This is a genomic window from Azorhizobium sp. AG788, from assembly GCF_004364705.1.
GTDB lineage: Bacteria > Pseudomonadota > Alphaproteobacteria > Rhizobiales > Xanthobacteraceae > Azorhizobium > Azorhizobium caulinodans.
Map to the genome: position 1 here is coordinate 48,499 of NZ_SOBM01000006.1, position 16,129 is coordinate 64,627.

Sequence of the window (16,129 nt, forward strand, 5' to 3'; positions counted from 1 at the left end):
CTCAAGATCGAGGACCATCAATGCTTCATGCGTTCAATCAGAAGGGGGTGCGCCGGGTTCTCGTTCCCAAATCCGTCGAGCATTTGAACGACAAGAACGAGGATGCTGTGACATCCATGGTCTTTTCCCCACTCGCCTTCATGACCGCAGCGGATGCCCTGGCCGTCATCGTGAAGGTCCTCGGGACCAAGGTTACAGTCCCCGTTGGCAAGCGGGATGTGGTCGGCCACAAGGTGGAACTTTGGCCGCAGATGCTGAAGTCCGGCCCCGAGATGAAGAGATGCGAACCCGACGTGGTTCTGACCTTCACCTTCGACGAGGGTCCCGAACTCGTGATCATAGGGGAGATGAAGTGGGACTGGGCGATCAGCCGGGAGGCGCTCGTCGAGGAAACGACGCGTCAAGGCAAGATTTTCAAGAGGAGCGCCAAACGGGAGGTACTCCAATTTGTCATCACGAAGTCTCACGTGAAAGGTTTGATCCCGGCCTTCGCACAGCTCACGTGGAACGATGTCAGCGGCAGCGCGAACAGCTTGTCCGGGGCCCGGACCTCATACGCCGTCTCGAGCTGGGGCAAGCTTGTGCACGATTTCCTGCGCCGGGCTGGCCAGTTAGATTTTCACGGCTTCAATTACAACGAACGGAAGCCATTTTCGCTGAAGAAGCCTGCTTTCATCTCCAAGGACGCCGACGAATGAGCAAGACACTTTTTTCAGCCTACGACCTCACCCTCAAGGTTAAGGATGAAGGCGAGTACCTCATGAAGACGCTGGAGAGCGCCTTCATCGCTCGTGACTTCGAAATGCACTTCGAGCAGCCGATCAATGGGGATGAAGACGTAAATTTCGGCGGCCATTATTCCATGAAATCAAAGGCACTCGGCAGAAGACACTATGCCAATATCGCCTTCTTCCTGGACCTACACCGGGAGGTTTGCAACGGCGATTGGGAGCATGGTAAGTCCTCCCTATTCAGCTTCGGGTTTTCGCCGGTCTACGAAGAAGGCTGGTTCGATTGCGGCATGCGACTGTCATCGAACGGGCAGTTAACTCTTGAAGGTACCGAAGAGGAGTCTTCGCACTACAAGGCAGACTCATCAGGCTATCTGATCGAGTTCGTCGGTCCAGAGGTCGCCCGGCCCAAGGTGCCCCGCACGAAGCATCTAAACACGAGGACGTGGATGTTCTCCGTTCCACTCGAGGCCCTGCACAACCGCGAAGCCGCGATCTCCGAGATCGTCGATCCGGCCGTCGCCATGATCATCGACGGCAAGCTTCCCAAGGTTGCCTTCAAGGACAGGAGCGCTGTGATCTTTCCATCCTGACGATCAGCCCTCCCTGAGCGACCAACTTCGCAATAGGCCGCGGAGAGATTTGCCTCCTTGAGGGTTACGTAGCTCCTTCCAGGCGCCGAATAGACCTCGAGAAACCAGCGACCTTCGAAGTCGCGCCCGAGACGTACGGCCTGATTCCTTGCGAACTACACCTTCTGCGCCTTCGAACCGGCCTGCATCTTATTTGACGTAGCCCCCAACTTCTATCCAGCCGCGACTTCGTTTTGGCGGCCGGTTGAAGCGCTCCCCGTTTGCTCATCCCATGGACATCCATACGGTGGGCTACAGCGCTGCGCCAGGAGCCTAAGTTCGCTGCTGTGACGATGAATGGCCGGTTCGGGGCCGGTAGCGGACTATCGGCACTTGGCGAACCTCAAACGAGAAACCAGACATTTCGCTGGATGAATGCCGTATCTAGCACACCAACCGGCACTGAACTCGTTGCATTGACGGACCACCAAACGTTAATTGAAATTCACGAATCCATTTATTATGGAAACTGTCACTCGGTCACGCTAGGCATGGTGTGGGGGGGCCTACCTTGCCGACAGCGACAACTATCACGATCGCGGAAACGCTCGACTTACTCGACGGTCCGCTGAGCAGCTTTTCTGCGGGCTTCCAGGCCGGGCTTTACGCACTCTGGTTGGGATCGGGCATATCGCGCGAGCGGGTCGTCGGACTGGACGGCGTGCTGGCCAAACTGCTCGAGAATCTGCGCCTCCGCATTATAGGAGCCGATTGCGAGCATCATCGCGCATTCGACAGAATCCTTGACCTTGCCGACCTGTCCGCAGACGAGAAAGCACAGATTGACATCACACAGCCGGTCGGCACCTGGCCGATTCGCACTGAAATAATAAACCGGCTCTGGGATAAATACTCGAAGGTGTTGGGCATTGAGCTCCAAGGCCAGCCTTTAGACTACTTGCTTTGGGATGTCCTCGACTTCCCAACGACATTTGCCAGACAGAGAGCCGATGCTGAGCACTTGGCGATTGCAATGCTGGTCCTGGAAGGCGTGGTGTCAGACCTTGCGACGGCTAACTGGGACGGCCTGCTGGAGGCAGCAATGGTGGAACTCGGTCGGCCGAATGAGACATTCCGCGTTGCCGTGACCGGGGGCGACCTGCGCGGACCGCCGGGGATCGGGACGCTGTACAAATTCCATGGCTGCGCAAACCGGGCGATCGAGAACGAGAGCGAGTACCGGCCACTGCTTGTTGCCAGGGAAGCGGCTATCACTCATTGGGCGAATAGCCAGCACTTCACGCAGATGCGGCAACAGCTCAGGGCACTCATTGCCCGCTCGAGAACGCTGATGATCGGCCTTTCAGGGCAGGACACGAACATCCAACAGCTATTCAGCGCGAACGGTTGGTCCTGGAGTTCCGATCCCGTACCGATCATGTTCTCGGCTCAGGAACTGTCCGACGGACAAAAATCTATCCTCGAGGGTGCATACCTGGGCGATTATGAGGCCCACCGCGACAAGATCCGGGCGGATGCCACCTTGCCAGCCTTTGGAAAGCCACTGCTACTGGCGCTCCTCTTGAGCACAATGTTCGGCAAGCTTGTCGCCCTCGCTGGCCTGCTGACGTCGCCAGCCGTTGGTACTGCGGGCAAGCAGAGCCTCGTCGAGGGTCTGAAAGCGCTCAAACGTGCCGCGGCTCAGGCCGGGAACGCCAACCGGTACGAGTGCGCTCGGACCATTGCCGCGTTGATGGGCCGAGTCACTGAGCAGTTTCTCGGGGGGGCGGGTAGTGCCGGCCGCCGGCCCTACATGCCGCTGAGTGCGCAGCCGGCGCATCTGATGCAGCATGACCCAGCGGTAGTTTTTTCCGGCAGGCCGGAAGCCGCTGCCGCACTGGGGCTGATCGGCCAAGGTCTTGTCGCCAACCACTGGTCCGTTGCGGTCGACGATCCAGAGCAGACGACAAGCGGGGCGCTACGGCTTGTCGCTCTGGCGGCCCAGGCTCGCGTGTTTCTCGCTGCCAATGATGACAACATCAACAAGCTCATCGCGTCCGGGGCGTTCGACGAGGAGGATGATGACGTCGTCATCATCTGCTCGCGCGAGGTCACGCCCCGGCAGAAGCGAAGCCCTTCCAAGTCCTGGCGGACAGGCAAGGCGTCGCCGCGCTATGTTAGCATCAGCGACCTGCTTGGGGGGTCGGCATCGTTTGACGAGGTCCAAGAGAGGTTCAACCGTGAGGTCGGACTATGACGACAGCGGAAACGGTCTTTGAAATCCTGACGAAGGAAGGCGGCTACCGTCCCCTCGGCAAACCTATCAGGATCGGTTCGCAGGCTTTCGATTTCACCCATGTGCTGGTCGCCGGCGAAAAGGCCAACGACCTTGTCATCGTGATCGAACTCACCGGCGCGTCCGAAGACGCACAGGTTACGCGGTCGGTCCTCGCCTTTACCCGTGCGCTCGATGTCCTGGGCTCGAAGCGATCGGTAACCGCCGTTCTGACCTCTGGTCAGGCGGACAACGATCTAGTGAATTCGGTGAGTCGCGTCTGCCGCGTGCTGCCGGTCGGCGCGCCGACCGGGCCGATGGCGGCAGAGATGGTGCGGGACTGGCTGTCCGTGCTGCTCCCGCTGAAGAGCCCGCCGCCGGTCGAGCACCTGGCCGACTGGAAGGCCAATCTCGAAAAGCAGCTTGAACACACCGATGACGAACCGGCTGTCGTCAGGTTCGTGCAACTGGCCGAAGGGGGCAAGGAGGCGGTGGAGGCGGCACTCGCCCTCGAAATCTCGACGCTTGCCAACAAGGTGCTCGAGGACGGAGCGGCGCAGTCATGAACCCTCGTTTGAAGTCGCTCTCGATCCAGAACTTCCGTTCCATGCGCGGATCGGTGGTGATTCCGCTCGATGCGCAGGTGGTGCTGGTTCATGGCACCAATGGAATGGGCAAGACCAGCGTGATGTCGGCCATCGAACTGGGCCTTACCGGCTCCATCGCCCATCTCGAAGGCCAGTCGAAGTACTATGACTTCCTAACCCATATCGACACGGCACGTGGTTCGATCCTGCTCACGGTCGAAGGGATGAATGGTTGTTCGACCGGGGCTGGCCAGGTGACGTTCGCTCCAGGTTCGTTCAACGCCATGCCGGCGCTCAATGCGGCCGATGCCGGTTTCTTTGCTGAGCGGTGCTACCTGCCGCAGGCAGTGCTGGGGCGCCTGTTAGATATCTACGACCAAAAGAAGACCACGAGCTCGCGGCTGACGGAGTTCGTGAAGGAGTTGCTGCGCCTTGATGCGCTCGACGCCTTGGTGGACGGCCTCGACCATGCGTTCAACGTCACCCGGATACGAAAGATTGCTCCGGTCTACAAGCAGCTCGAAGAGGCTCGTGATCTGCTCGACCAGCAACTCGAGCGTGAACGGTCGAGCGCCGAGAGCGCCCGGGAGGCGACAAACGAGCGCATCGCCCGGCTCAACCAATTGCTCGCCGTGTTGGATCCCACCGCTGCGCCGGTAGGTGCTGGTTTCGATATGGTCGCGCTACGGGCTCGGGTCGGAGACCGCGAAAGAGACCAGACCGAACTCGCCATCGTCACCCAGCAAAGTTCGGAGGTGAGCTCGTTGCTGAGCCGTCTCGAGCAGACCGACGCAGTAAGTCCCGACTCCGAGATCGCGGCGCTGGAGCGCGACGCAACTGCCATCGGGTCCGAGTACGAGACGTGGCTGAACGGTGCTGGAGCGCAGATCGCTCAGGCGTTGGACGCCCTTAGAGAGTTCCATTCGGAGCTGTCTTCACTCGATGGCGCCAGCGTCAAGAATCAGGTCCGGGATGCGCTGAGCTGGTGCGTCATCGAAGTCGAACGCTGCCAGCGGCAACTGGACCAGCACGGCACTGCGAGCCAGGAGTTGACGGCGGCGAGAACGACAATCCAGAGGGCGACGACGCGCATTGGGGAAATCAACCAAGCGCTCGAAACCGGCGCCAAGGACGCGAGGACCTTGGCCGCTGCTCTCGCGGGCATTGCGCCGCATGTCGAAGGGGACATGTGCCCGGTCTGCAACCGCGACTACGCGGAGGTCGGTAGTGGCTCGTTGGCTGCGCACATTGCGGCCACGATAGCGAAACTCACGTCGGAGGCAGGGCGCCTGCAGGCGCTCTCGACGGAGCGCGCATCGGAGAGCGAGCGGTTGACGACGGCGCGGCGTGACGAGGCAACTGCCGAGCGGCTGGTGCTGCAGCCCGACGCGCTTATCGATCTGCGACGGCGCCAGTCCGCGATCGCGTCGACTAGATCAATGCTTGAACCGCTTCAGGGGGAAGCAGCTTACGGGCATAGCCTCTTCGTCCGACTCGACAATGCTCGGCGGAGCCTTGCCGCCAAAAGACGCGCAGGCCTGCAGTCGGCGTCCCTGCTTCCCGAGATCAATGCCGTGGTGGAACGGGCAACAGGCCTGCCGACAACGAAGTTCCCAGGCCTGCGCGAGGCGCTCGAGGCGGCAAGCGCAGCGCTTTCGAACCGTCTCAGAACCGTCCAAGCAAATCTTGCGTCGCGCGTCTCTGTCGAGACCGAACTCGACCAGTATATCCGCGAGGCCCAGTTGCTGTCTGATCGCCTGGCTCGGACCAGGCAGCTCGAAGGGCGCCTGTCGGCGATGAAGGGGACCTTTTCGTCAATTGGTAAGGTCCGAGAACGGGCGAAGACCATCGCGAGCGCGGCAACTCAGGTCCGAGCGGGGATCGTTCGCGACGTCTTCAGTGGGTCGCTCAACAAGGTCTGGCGCGACCTATTCGTGCGGCTAGCTCCAAATGAGCAGTTCGTTCCTCAGTTCCGGCTTCCTGATCGGGGCGATGGCAAAGTGGAGGCGGTGCTCGAGACCTTCCATCGGTCGGGACAGGCCTCAGGTCCTCCGGGAGCGATGCTCAGTCAAGGGAACCTGAACACCGCGGCCCTCACTCTGTTCCTCGCGTTAAACTTGTCGGTGCCGTCGCAGTTGCCGTGGCTGGTGCTCGACGACCCTGTGCAGTCGATGGACGACGTGCACATCGCACAGTTTGCCGCCATGTTGCGAACTTTCTCAAAGGGCCTCGGGAAGCAGGTAGTGATCGCCGTGCACGAGCGTGCGCTCTTCGAGTACCTGACGCTCGAACTGAGCCCGGCCTTTGCTGGCGACAGCTTGATCACGGTGGAGATCAGTCGGAATTTCGGCGGGGACGCCGTGGCGGACCCGCACTTCTATGCGTTTGAGGATGATAAGGCTGTAGCTGCCTGAATAGCTCCGCCTATTCTGCGCAGCTCATAGTGTGAGTGGCGTCGATGATGTCGTTTGGTGGGCGTCTTAGCGGCCCTTGATGACCTTGTTGAAGTCGCTGTCGTAGGCTGCGGCATGCATCTCCTTGGCGAGCTCCATCTTTCAGGCGCCGGTATCGTCCCGCGAACGTAGTAAACGAGCTGCTCTGCTCATGGCTTGATGAGGGGGCGATAGCCCGTTGCCGGCTTCAAGTCGCAAGCAGCGTAGAGCTGCTCCTCCTGAGTCTATCGACGCGGTCGCTAGTTGACTAGACTGGCGACAGGATCGAATAGGTTGCTTCCGGAGAATGGAACATTGACGGGAATGTCCGTTTTCGGGAAGGTGGCTGCAATCCTGAATGACCGTTTTGGGGCGCAAAGCCGACGTCGCCAAAAGGTGGTCGAGGCACCGCTATAAGTCATCATTGGCGATCCCTTGGCCTTTCGTTCGGCACGTCGATGCCAGATCCGGGACGTAGACGTTCCGGGTGCGGAAGCCTCTCGGTGGCAGATCCCGGCGATCGGGACCAGAAACGCATGCCGTCCTGCGCCAGATGGGCCTGGAGCAGGACTTCGATGGCACCAGCGAGATTCAGTAGCATCGCCCGCGGGGGACCACGGCGGAGACCGGAACGCGCCGAGCTGGGGGGCTTGGCGGTCATGCCGCCTGACGGGGCGCGCGTCCGGCCAGCGCTTCCTCCACCTTGGGTGCGTTGCCACTTGGCGACACAGCACATGGCGCCTCCCGCGAGGCTCGTCGCCTGCAGTTAAACACCGAGGAAGGCACGTGAGGTGCTCCCCATTTTTTAAGCCGGTTTGAGCTGGAATTTTCCACTTATGATCCCCGGCTCGGGGAGGAGGAGAATTCCATGAAGCCGTCGAAGTCCACGGAGGCACAGATCGCGTTCGTGCTGAAGCAGGCGGAGGACCGGCACACCTGTGGCTGAGCTGTGCCGGTCGGACGCGACCAAATAAACGGGATCGAGGGGTACTGGGCCTATACGAAGAACTGGCTCTATCCGTATCGCAGCGGGCCGAAAAGTTATTCCATCTCTACCTGGGCGAAACCTGATATAAATTCAATTACCGAAAATATAATTTGAAGCCGTTGATTATCAATATTTTGAAGAGCATGGCAATGGACAGCACACAGAAGAAGAGTTTCCAGTTTGATTAGGTATTGATTTATTTTTTTGCGATGCCATTTATTTAATTCGACTTGATGCGTACGACATGCGCCAAATCAAACCGTCACGGCGAATGAAATGATGATAGAGTGCCGCGCCGACATGGGTGGCGAGCAATGCGAGCAAGACTCTAGCGCCGATGCCATGGGGAATGCTTGCTCGGGAGGCATGGAAGTTCGGCAGATGAGCCGGCATTTCAGAGAAGACGGCAGGACCAGCACCACTGCGCAAGAGCATGCCGATGCCGCTGGCGACCATACCAAGTATGATGACATAGAAGCCGATGTGTACGGCACGCGCCGACCATGCCTGCCATCGCGGCATGCCAGCGGCCGGCTGCGGCTTTTGGTCAACCAGAAGCCACCAGACCATACGCAACAAGGTCAGCAGCAGGACGATGATCGCGGCTGGGATATGCGTGCGGAGCAATTCGGCTCTTGTGGCCTCGTCGATCGCGTGCGCGGCTCTAAAGCCTGACAGAAGAGCGACAACAGTCACAATGGCGCTCAACCAGTGGATCGTGACAGCTACCGAACCATAACGGTCAGTCATACTCTTCCACATCGGTCTCTCCTTCGAGTTTTCTGCGCAGAGCAAGCAGCAGGCCATGCGCAGCGTTGATGTCGTACAATCGAAGTCCCTCTGCGAGCACGTTTGCAGACGGGCCGTAAGTCTTGGACGCAGCCTCAATGGCACGCTGTCCTTTCTCGGTGAGAACAACCAAATGCGCCCGACGGTGATGCGGATTAGGCTGGAACTGGACTAGGTCGTCCTTTGCCAGATCGTTGACGATGCGCTGGACGTTCTGGCGGTTCGCACCGAGATCGCGGGCGATCCAGGCAACCGGCTGCGGGCGATCCGCCGCAACAATTGCACCGAGAATCTGCCACCGAGCGCTGGTCAAGCCGAGCGGTGCGACCAGTCGGTCGCCCCAAGTCAGCATGAGATTGTTCACCCGGAATAGGGTGAGGACCATCTCGGTCAAGGCTTGCCCTTCCTCACTGCGAGTCACATTTTTCATTGTCATATTACAACCCATTTGACATCATGATGTCAATTAACTAAGTGTGCGTCGATGCAATTTGACATCATAGAGTCAATTCGAACGGAGAGCGCCATGTCCCGCCTGGAACCGCTTGATGAACGATACCCAATGCAACGCCAGCTCGGCCTCGAAGCCGCGCCGGTCGTTTTGATCAACCTCTTCACACTCGAAGCGGCGGAGGAAGCCCAGTTCCTCGATGCCTGGCGCAGCGACGCAGCATTCATGACGCAGCAGCCAGGCTGCATTTCTACCCAACTCCACCGCGCGCTCGGCGGTAGCTCGATGTTTTTGAACTATGCGGTCTGGGATTCGCTGGAGGCCTTCCGCGCCGCCAGAATTCGTCCCGACTTCGTGACAAAGCGCCTGGCCTATCCGGCATCCGCAGTCGCTAGACCACACCTTTTTCAGAAACTCGCGGTGCCCGGCATCTGCGAAGCCTGACTCCGAAAACGGATTTCAGACAAGGAGAAGAGGCATGTCGCTTCTATTCAACATTCTTGCGGTCACGGGGTCGGCGATGTTTGCAGGCGTCATGCTCGCCATCGGAGTTATCCTCGGCGGATACTGGAAGACACTTCCGGCGGCCGATTTCCTAGAATGGTTCTCCCAGCATAGTGGGCTTGTCATGAGGGCGATCCCGACCGTCGTCATTCCTACGCTGATCGGGCTGGTCGGCGCGCTCTGGCTCGACTGGAGCAATAGCGCCAGCCGCATCATCTGGCTTGGGGCGGCCGGTTCCATCCTCGCCGTTCTCGCTATCACCATGAGCTATTTCGTGCCCAGCAACGCGGCGTTTGCCGCGAAGATCATCGCTGTCGATCACGTTCCGGGGAAACTCGATACCTGGCTCATGATCCACAACGTTCGCATCGCCCTCGCCATGGCCGCTTCGGCACTCGGCGTGTGGGCGATCAGCCGCTGAGGTGCGCGATGCTCAAGATCGTTCATCCCGTTGCGGGCACGATTGCGCTACTCACCATTGCAACTTTTTGGGTCTCAACAGTTCTTTGTGAGCTGTTGGGGTCCCTTACTGCCGTTACCACGGTTAAAACGGCTATTCCGTGGGGACTGCTCATCCTGATTCCGGCCCTCGCGGCCGCCGGCGGTTCGGGTGTCGCATGGTCGAAGGGCCAACGTCAGGGCCTTGTCGGAGCCAAGCTCCGGCGTATGCCCTTCATCGCCGCCAACGGGCTTCTCCTTCTGGTGCCCTGTGTGCTGCTTCTGGCGTCCAAGGCGCGCGCGGGCGAGTTCGATACCACCTTCTACGCGGTGCAGGCGCTCGAACTCGTTGCCGGCGCATCGAACATCATTCTACTCGGCCTGCAAATGCGGGACGGTCTGGCGTTGACGAGATGGCGGCACGGCAGCTTCCGGCGAACCGGGTCGCACTCATCGAACAACTGACCTGAGCCCCAGATCCTCCTCCAGATTTCGTGCAGGCCGTCGATCATGTGATCCGTGTCCCTTTTTCCGCACGAATGTCGGCTTTCGGGCCGCAGCCGATGCGAAATCAATGACCAAGATGGGGGCGCAAAGCCGACGTTGCTGAAATGCGGTCGAGGGGCTGCTTTGGGCCATCAGCGGAACTCCCTTGCCCCCACCTTCAGCACGTCGATGCCAGATCCGGGACATAGATGTCCCGCTGCGGAGACCTCTCGGCGGCGGGTCCGGGGATCAGGACCAGAATCGCACGCCGTCCTGCGCCAGATCGGCCTGGCGCAGGACCTCGATGGGACCAGCGAGACCTAGCAACAGCGCCTGCGGCGGGGCCACGCCGAGGACTGGAATGCGCCGGGTTGGGGGCTTGGCAGTCATCCCGCCTGACGGGCGCGCGGCCGGACAGCCCCCTCCGCCTTGGGTACCTTGCCACTTGGCGACACAGCACGTTGCTATTCCCGCGAGGCTCATCGCCTGCGGTTAAACACCGAGAAGGCGCGGAACACAAAAACGAAAAAGGGCCTCCGTGAATGCGGGGCCCTTTCCCTTTATCCGCGCCGTTTTCAGGCAGTGCGCCAACCTTTGGCTGCCAATGAGCCACACTATGGCGTCAAATGCTCAACCTTTGGGTGCCACGACAACAACGACAGCCTCCCCCTCACGAGCAGCCGGTGGTGGCTCCGCAGGTGTTGCACTTCAGGCAGGTGCCGTTGCGCACCATGGTGAAGTTCATGCACTCGGGGCAGGCTTCGCCTTCATAGCCGCGGGCGCGGGCCTCGGCGCGGCGGTCCTGGGTGCGGGCCGCCGGCGTCCAGGCGAGCGGCTTGTCGAGCAGGCTCTCAACAGCCTCCTCGAGCTCGGCAGCCCCCTCTTCCAGCTCGGCCTCGGGCTTCAGCGCGGTGGCGCCCTCGGTACGGGCCCGCAGCACGGTCACGTTGTCCGAGGAGGCACGCGGCTCGGCGAGCTGCGGCACCAGCAGGCTCACGTTCTTGCCGCGCACGAGGCCCTTGGAGACCACGCGCGAGGCGGCAGCGGCCGCAGCGCCGCCCGTCGGGGCCTTGCCCTCGTCAACGCCCTTGCCGAGCGCGTCGAAGCCGGTCTCCGTCTGGTCCACATGCCCGAGGTCGTAGCGGCCAAGGTAAGAGACCGCCAGTTCGCGGAACACATAGTCCAGGATCGAGGTGGCATACTTGATGGTGTCGTTGCCCTGCACCGGGCCCGCCGGCTCGAAGCGGGTGAAGGTGAAGGCGTCCACATACTCCTCCAGCGGCACGCCGTACTGGAGGCCGAGGGACACCGAGATGGCGAAGTTGTTGATGAAGGAGCGCAGCGCCGCGCCTTCCTTGTGCATGTCGATGAAGATCTCGCCGAGGCGGCCATCATCATATTCGCCGGTGCGCAGATAGACCTTGTGGCCACCCACCACCGCTTTCTGGGTGTAGCCCTTGCGGCGATCGGGCATCTTCTCGCGGTCGTGGACGTTGCGCTCGATGACGCGCTCGATCACCCGCTCAACGATCTTCTCGGTGACGGTCGCGGCGCGGGCGGCGGTCGGCTGGGCCACCAGAGCCTCAACCGCATCTTCCTCGTCCTCGTCGTCCGCCACCAGCTGGGCGTTCAGCGGCTGGGAGAGCTTGGAGCCGTCGCGATAGAGCGCATTGGCCTTCAGCGCGAGACGCCAGGAGAGCAGGTAGGAGGACAGGCAGTCCTCGACCGTCGCCTCGTTGGGCATGTTGATGGTCTTGGAGATGGCACCCGAAATGAACGGCTGCGCAGCAGCCATCATGCGGATGTGGCTCTCCACGGAGAGGAAGCGCTTGCCGATGCGCCCGCAGGGCGAGGCGCAGTCGAACACCGGCAGGTGCTCGGCCTTCAGATAGGGCGCGCCCTCAAGGGTCATGGCGCCGCACACGTGCACGTTGGCGGCTTCCACGTCGGCCTTGGAGAAGCCGAGGTGCGAGAGCAGGTCGAATTTCGGGTCCGCGAGCTGGGCCGCGGAGACGCCGAGCGACTTCGTGAGGAAGTCGTCGCCGAAGGTCCAGCGGTTGAAGGCGAACTTGATGTCGAAGGCGGTCTTCACCGCGGCTTCAGCCTTGGCGATGGCCTCGGCGTCGAAGCCCTTGGCCTTCAGCGAGCCGTGGTTGATGGCCGGAGCCTGCGCCAACGAGCCGTGGCCCACCGCATAGGCCTCGATCTCGGCGATCTGCGCCTCGCTATAGCCGAGCGTGCGCAGCGCCTCCGGCACGGCGCCGTTGATGATCTTGAAGTAGCCACCGCCGGCGAGCTTCTTGAACTTCACCAGGGCGAAATCGGGCTCGATGCCGGTGGTGTCGCAGTCCATCACCAGGCCGATGGTGCCAGTGGGGGCGATCACGCTCACCTGCGCATTGCGGTAGCCGTGCTTCTCGCCGTCGGCCAGCGCCTTGTCCCAGGCCGCCTTGGCGTGGGACACGAGGCGCGCGTCCTTGCAGGACGCATGGTCGAGCGGCACCGGGGCGATGGAGAGCCCCTCATAGCCCTTGGCCTCGCCGTAAGCGGCGCGGCGGTGGTTGCGGATGACCCGCAGCATGGACTGGGCGTTCTGCTCATAGGCCGGGAAGGGCCCAAGCTCCTTCGCCATCTCGGCGGAGGTCGCGTAGCAGATGCCGGTCATGATGGCGGAGATGGCGCCGCAGATGGCACGGCCCTCGGCCGAGTCATAGGGGATACCAGCGGTCATCAGCAGGCCGCCGATATTGGCGTAGCCGAGGCCCAGCGTGCGGTATTCGTAGGAGAGCTCGGCGATGCGGCGCGAGGGGAACTGCGCCATCAGCACGGAGATTTCCAGCACCACGGTCCACAGGCGCACCGCGTGCTCGAAGCTCTCCACGTCGAAGCGCTTCTCGCTATCGCGGAACTGCAGCAGGTTCAGCGAGGCGAGGTTGCAGGCCGTGTCATCGAGGAACATGTACTCGGAGCACGGATTGGAGGCACGGATCTCACCGCCCGACGGGCAGGTGTGCCAGTCGTTGATGGTGGTGTGGAACTGGATGCCGGGGTCGGCGCAGTGCCAGGCGGCCGAGCCGATCTTGTCCCACAGCTCGCGGGCCTTGACGGTCTTGTGCACCTTGCCGTCGGTGCGGCGGATGAGGTTCCAGTCCGCATCCTCCTCCACGGCGCGCAGGAAGTCGTCGGTCACGCGCACCGAGTTGTTGGAGTTCTGGCCGGCCACCGTCAGATAGGCCTCACCGTCCCAGTCGGTGTCGTAGATGGCGACATCGATGTCGGTGAAGCCCTGGCGGGCATACTGGATCACGCGGCGGATGGCGGCGTCCACCACGCCGGCCTTGCGGGCGGCCTTGATCTCGCGCTTCAGTGCCGGGTTCTTCTCGGGGTCGAAGCAGGAATCGCCCGTGCCCTCGCAGTTCACGCAGGCCTTGAGCACGGCTTTCAGGTGCTTGGCATTGATGCGGGAACCGGTGACGAGAGAAGCGACCTTCTGCTCCTCCAGCACCTTCCAGTTCACGTAGGATTCGATATCCGGATGGTCGGCATCGACCACCACCATCTTGGCGGCGCGACGGGTGGTGCCGCCGGACTTGATGGCGCCCGCCGCGCGGTCGCCGATCTTGAGGAAGCTCATGAGGCCGGAGGACTTGCCGCCGCCCGAGAGGCGCTCGCCCTCGCCGCGCAGGGCGGAGAAGTTGGAGCCGGTGCCGGAGCCATACTTGAACAGACGCGCCTCGCGCACCCACAGGTCCATGATGCCGCCCTCGTTCACGAGGTCGTCGCCCACGGACTGGATGAAGCAGGCATGCGGCTGGGGGTGCTCATAGGCCGAGGTGGAGGCCAGAAGCTCGCCAGACTTGTAATCGACGTAGAAATGGCCCTGGCCGGGGCCGTCGATGCCATAGGCCCAGTGCAGGCCGGTGTTGAACCACTGCGGCGAGTTCGGCGCCACCATCTGCATGGCGAGCATGTAGCGGTGCTCGTCGAAGAAGGCCTGCGCGTCCGCCTCCGTGTCGAAATAGCCGCCCTTCCAGCCCCAGTAAGTCCAGGTGCCGGCCAGACGGTCGAACACCTGCTTGGCGGAGCTTTCGCCGACGTAGCGCTCCTTCTCGGGCAGCGCGGCAAGGGCCGCCTCGTCCGGCACCGAGCGCCACAGGAAGGAGGGAACGGCGTTCTCCTCCACCTTCTTCAGGCGCGCCGGAACGCCGGCCTTACGGAAATACTTCTGCGCGAGAATGTCGCTCGCCACCTGCGAGAACTGCGCGGGAACCTCGATGCCTTCCTGGCGGAACACCACCGAACCATTGGGGTTGCGAATCTCGCTGACAGCCTCGCGAAACGCGATGGCGTCATAAGGCGAGCGGCCTTCCGTGGTGTAGCGGCGTTCAACGCGCATGACCGAATGCTCCTCAGCGCAGGGCCCCGGTCCGGGGCATAATAGGTGGTCATTGGCAGGCCGCGACGCAACGTTGGGCGCGGCGCTTTGCGCCGTCCCGGAGCCGGACTGCTGTTTCTGGAAGGCAGGCGCGAAGACACGAGGCCGTGGCCTCAGATCGTCCGCGCCGTTCTTGAATGTGGCGACGCTAGTGCGAGTCTGGCGTCGCCGTCAAACGCAGATTTGGGGGCTCCGAGAGCGGCTTTCCTACTAAATATAGTGAGGCGCCACCTGTTAATAAACCCCTAACAGCCGTTTGCCCGTAGCCATTTGCGGCCGGATCGGGGCTGTGGACAGGCATCCCTCGGGCGCGCCGAAGGGCGTGTCCTTATGCACGTCATCCACAAGCCATTGTGGGCACTTTGTGTGACAGCACCAAAACGTTCGATGGGCGCTGGACAAGCGCCGCCGGCTCAGAAGTGGCTGAAGCTGCGCCGGTCGAGATAGAGCGGCTGGCCGTCGAGACCCACTAGATCTAGTCCATCGCCCTTGTAGGTCTCGCCGATCACGGCGACCGCGATACCCGCCGCCTGGGCAGCGGCACGGAACACCGGCACGGCGTCGTGCGGTACGGCGGTGGCGATCTCGTAATCATCCCCGCCGCCCAGCACGTCGGCCAGAAGCGCGGGCTCGGCTGCGATGGCGGCCGCAGCCGCGTCGGACAGCGGCACCTGAGCCGCCCGCACGAGGCCGCCACAGCCGGAGGCGGACATCATCTTGGCGAAGTCGCCCACCAGCCCGTCCGAGACATCCATGGCCGCCGCGGCATGATCCCGCAGGGCCTGCGCCAGCGGCAGGCGGGGCTGCGGATGCAGGAAACGGTCGGCGAGAAAGGCCTTCTGCTTGGCAGACAGCGCCGCAAAGCCGGGGCGATCCGGCGCGAGGCGCAGTTGCAGGCCGAGCGCGGCGTCCCCGATGGTGCCGGACACCAGCAGCGCATGGCCTGGCGCCGCGCCTGTGCGCGGGACGAAGCCGCCGGTGGGTACGGCCCCAAAGGCGGTGATGGAGAGGGTGACGGGCCCGGGCGTGCTTACCGTGTCACCACCGAGGATGGGACAGCCGAAGCGCACCGCATCCGCGCCCAACGCCTCCGCGAAGGCGCCGAGCCATTCCGGATCCATGGGACGGGGCAAGGCGATGGCGAGCAGCGCGCCGAGCGGGCGCGCACCCTTGGCGGCGAGATCGGAGAGGTTCACCCGCAGCGCCTTGCGGGCGATGGCGGCGGGCGGGTCGTCTGCGAAGAAATGGACGCCCGCCACCAGCGCGTCCTTGGTCAGCACCAGGTCGCAGCCGGGCGGCGGGGTCAGCAGCGCGGCATCGTCGAACAGGCCGCGCGCCTCCGCATGGGTCGCGATGGGCCGGAAATAACGGGCAATGATGTCGTCTTCCCCGCTGCCGGCCGTCATCGCGCTCCTCGCGTCAGAAAAGAATGGTCCGGGCG

Annotated in this window: 13 protein-coding genes; 8 read left to right on the forward strand and 5 right to left on the reverse strand. The window is 62.3% G+C overall.

The genetic code is table 11. The annotated features are described in order from the left end of the window. The first annotated feature begins 20 nt into the window (after window positions 1-20). The 5 genes from DFO45_RS16260 (at window position 21) to DFO45_RS16280 (ending at window position 6,579) form a co-directional block, all read left to right on the forward strand. A complete protein-coding gene (locus DFO45_RS16260; RefSeq protein ID WP_133865712.1) occupies window positions 21-698 on the forward strand; it encodes a hypothetical protein in 678 nt (225 codons plus the stop codon). Continuing rightward, window positions 695-1,324 (forward strand): hypothetical protein, encoded by a 630-nt coding sequence (locus DFO45_RS16265; RefSeq protein ID WP_133865713.1) that lies wholly within the window; start codon window positions 695-697, stop codon window positions 1,322-1,324. Before DFO45_RS16260 ends, DFO45_RS16265 begins: the two co-directional genes overlap by 4 nt. A gap of 550 nt (window positions 1,325-1,874) precedes the next feature. Beyond that, window positions 1,875-3,560 carry an SIR2 family protein gene (locus tag DFO45_RS16270; protein ID WP_133865714.1) on the forward strand — a complete coding sequence of 562 codons (1,686 nt, stop codon included), beginning with the start codon at window positions 1,875-1,877 and terminating at the stop codon, window positions 3,558-3,560. Beyond that, entirely contained in the window at window positions 3,557-4,144 is a 588-nt protein-coding gene (locus tag DFO45_RS16275; RefSeq protein ID WP_133865715.1) for a hypothetical protein, read from the forward strand. Before DFO45_RS16270 ends, DFO45_RS16275 begins: the two co-directional genes overlap by 4 nt. Continuing rightward, window positions 4,141-6,579: an AAA family ATPase gene (locus tag DFO45_RS16280; protein ID WP_133865716.1), complete on the forward strand. Its 2,439-nt coding sequence runs from the start codon at window positions 4,141-4,143 to the stop codon at window positions 6,577-6,579. Before DFO45_RS16275 ends, DFO45_RS16280 begins: the two co-directional genes overlap by 4 nt. 1,222 nt (window positions 6,580-7,801) lie before the next feature. On the opposite strand, the gene DFO45_RS16285 is transcribed toward DFO45_RS16280, so the two are convergent. After that, window positions 7,802-8,347: a cytochrome b/b6 domain-containing protein gene (locus tag DFO45_RS16285; RefSeq protein WP_133865717.1), complete on the reverse strand. Its 546-nt coding sequence runs from the start codon at window positions 8,345-8,347 to the stop codon at window positions 7,802-7,804. After that, window positions 8,328-8,804 (reverse strand): MarR family winged helix-turn-helix transcriptional regulator, encoded by a 477-nt coding sequence (locus tag DFO45_RS16290; RefSeq protein WP_133865718.1) that lies wholly within the window; start codon window positions 8,802-8,804, stop codon window positions 8,328-8,330. Before DFO45_RS16290 ends, DFO45_RS16285 begins: the two co-directional genes overlap by 20 nt. Before the next feature lie 96 nt (window positions 8,805-8,900). On the opposite strand from DFO45_RS16290, the gene DFO45_RS16295 reads away from it, so the two are divergent. The 3 genes from DFO45_RS16295 to DFO45_RS16305 are packed head-to-tail and all read left to right on the forward strand — an operon-like array spanning window position 8,901 to window position 10,232. Beyond that, complete coding sequence (locus tag DFO45_RS16295) at window positions 8,901-9,269, forward strand: antibiotic biosynthesis monooxygenase family protein (protein ID WP_133865719.1); 369 nt, start codon at window positions 8,901-8,903, stop codon at window positions 9,267-9,269. A gap of 34 nt (window positions 9,270-9,303) precedes the next feature. Then, window positions 9,304-9,750: a DUF1772 domain-containing protein gene (locus DFO45_RS16300; protein WP_133865720.1), complete on the forward strand. Its 447-nt coding sequence runs from the start codon at window positions 9,304-9,306 to the stop codon at window positions 9,748-9,750. An 8-nt stretch (window positions 9,751-9,758) separates the two neighbouring features. Further along, window positions 9,759-10,232 carry a hypothetical protein gene (locus tag DFO45_RS16305; RefSeq protein ID WP_133865721.1) on the forward strand — a complete coding sequence of 158 codons (474 nt, stop codon included), beginning with the start codon at window positions 9,759-9,761 and terminating at the stop codon, window positions 10,230-10,232. Window positions 10,233-10,502: 270 nt separating this feature from the next. Here the strand turns inward: DFO45_RS16305 and DFO45_RS16310 are convergent, their stop codons facing one another. The 3 genes from DFO45_RS16310 to thiL all read right to left on the reverse strand — a co-directional run bounded on the left by DFO45_RS16310 (window position 10,503) and on the right by thiL (window position 16,094). Further along, window positions 10,503-10,643, reverse strand: a complete 141-nt coding sequence (locus DFO45_RS16310) for a hypothetical protein (RefSeq protein WP_280960288.1) — start codon at window positions 10,641-10,643, stop codon at window positions 10,503-10,505. A gap of 280 nt (window positions 10,644-10,923) precedes the next feature. Next, window positions 10,924-14,649: a vitamin B12-dependent ribonucleotide reductase gene (locus DFO45_RS16315; RefSeq protein WP_133865722.1), complete on the reverse strand. Its 3,726-nt coding sequence runs from the start codon at window positions 14,647-14,649 to the stop codon at window positions 10,924-10,926. 452 nt (window positions 14,650-15,101) lie between these two features. Beyond that, window positions 15,102-16,094, reverse strand: coding sequence for a thiamine-phosphate kinase (gene thiL / locus DFO45_RS16320; RefSeq protein ID WP_133865723.1), 993 nt, complete (start codon window positions 16,092-16,094; stop codon window positions 15,102-15,104). Between the last annotated feature and the right edge of the window lie 35 nt (window positions 16,095-16,129).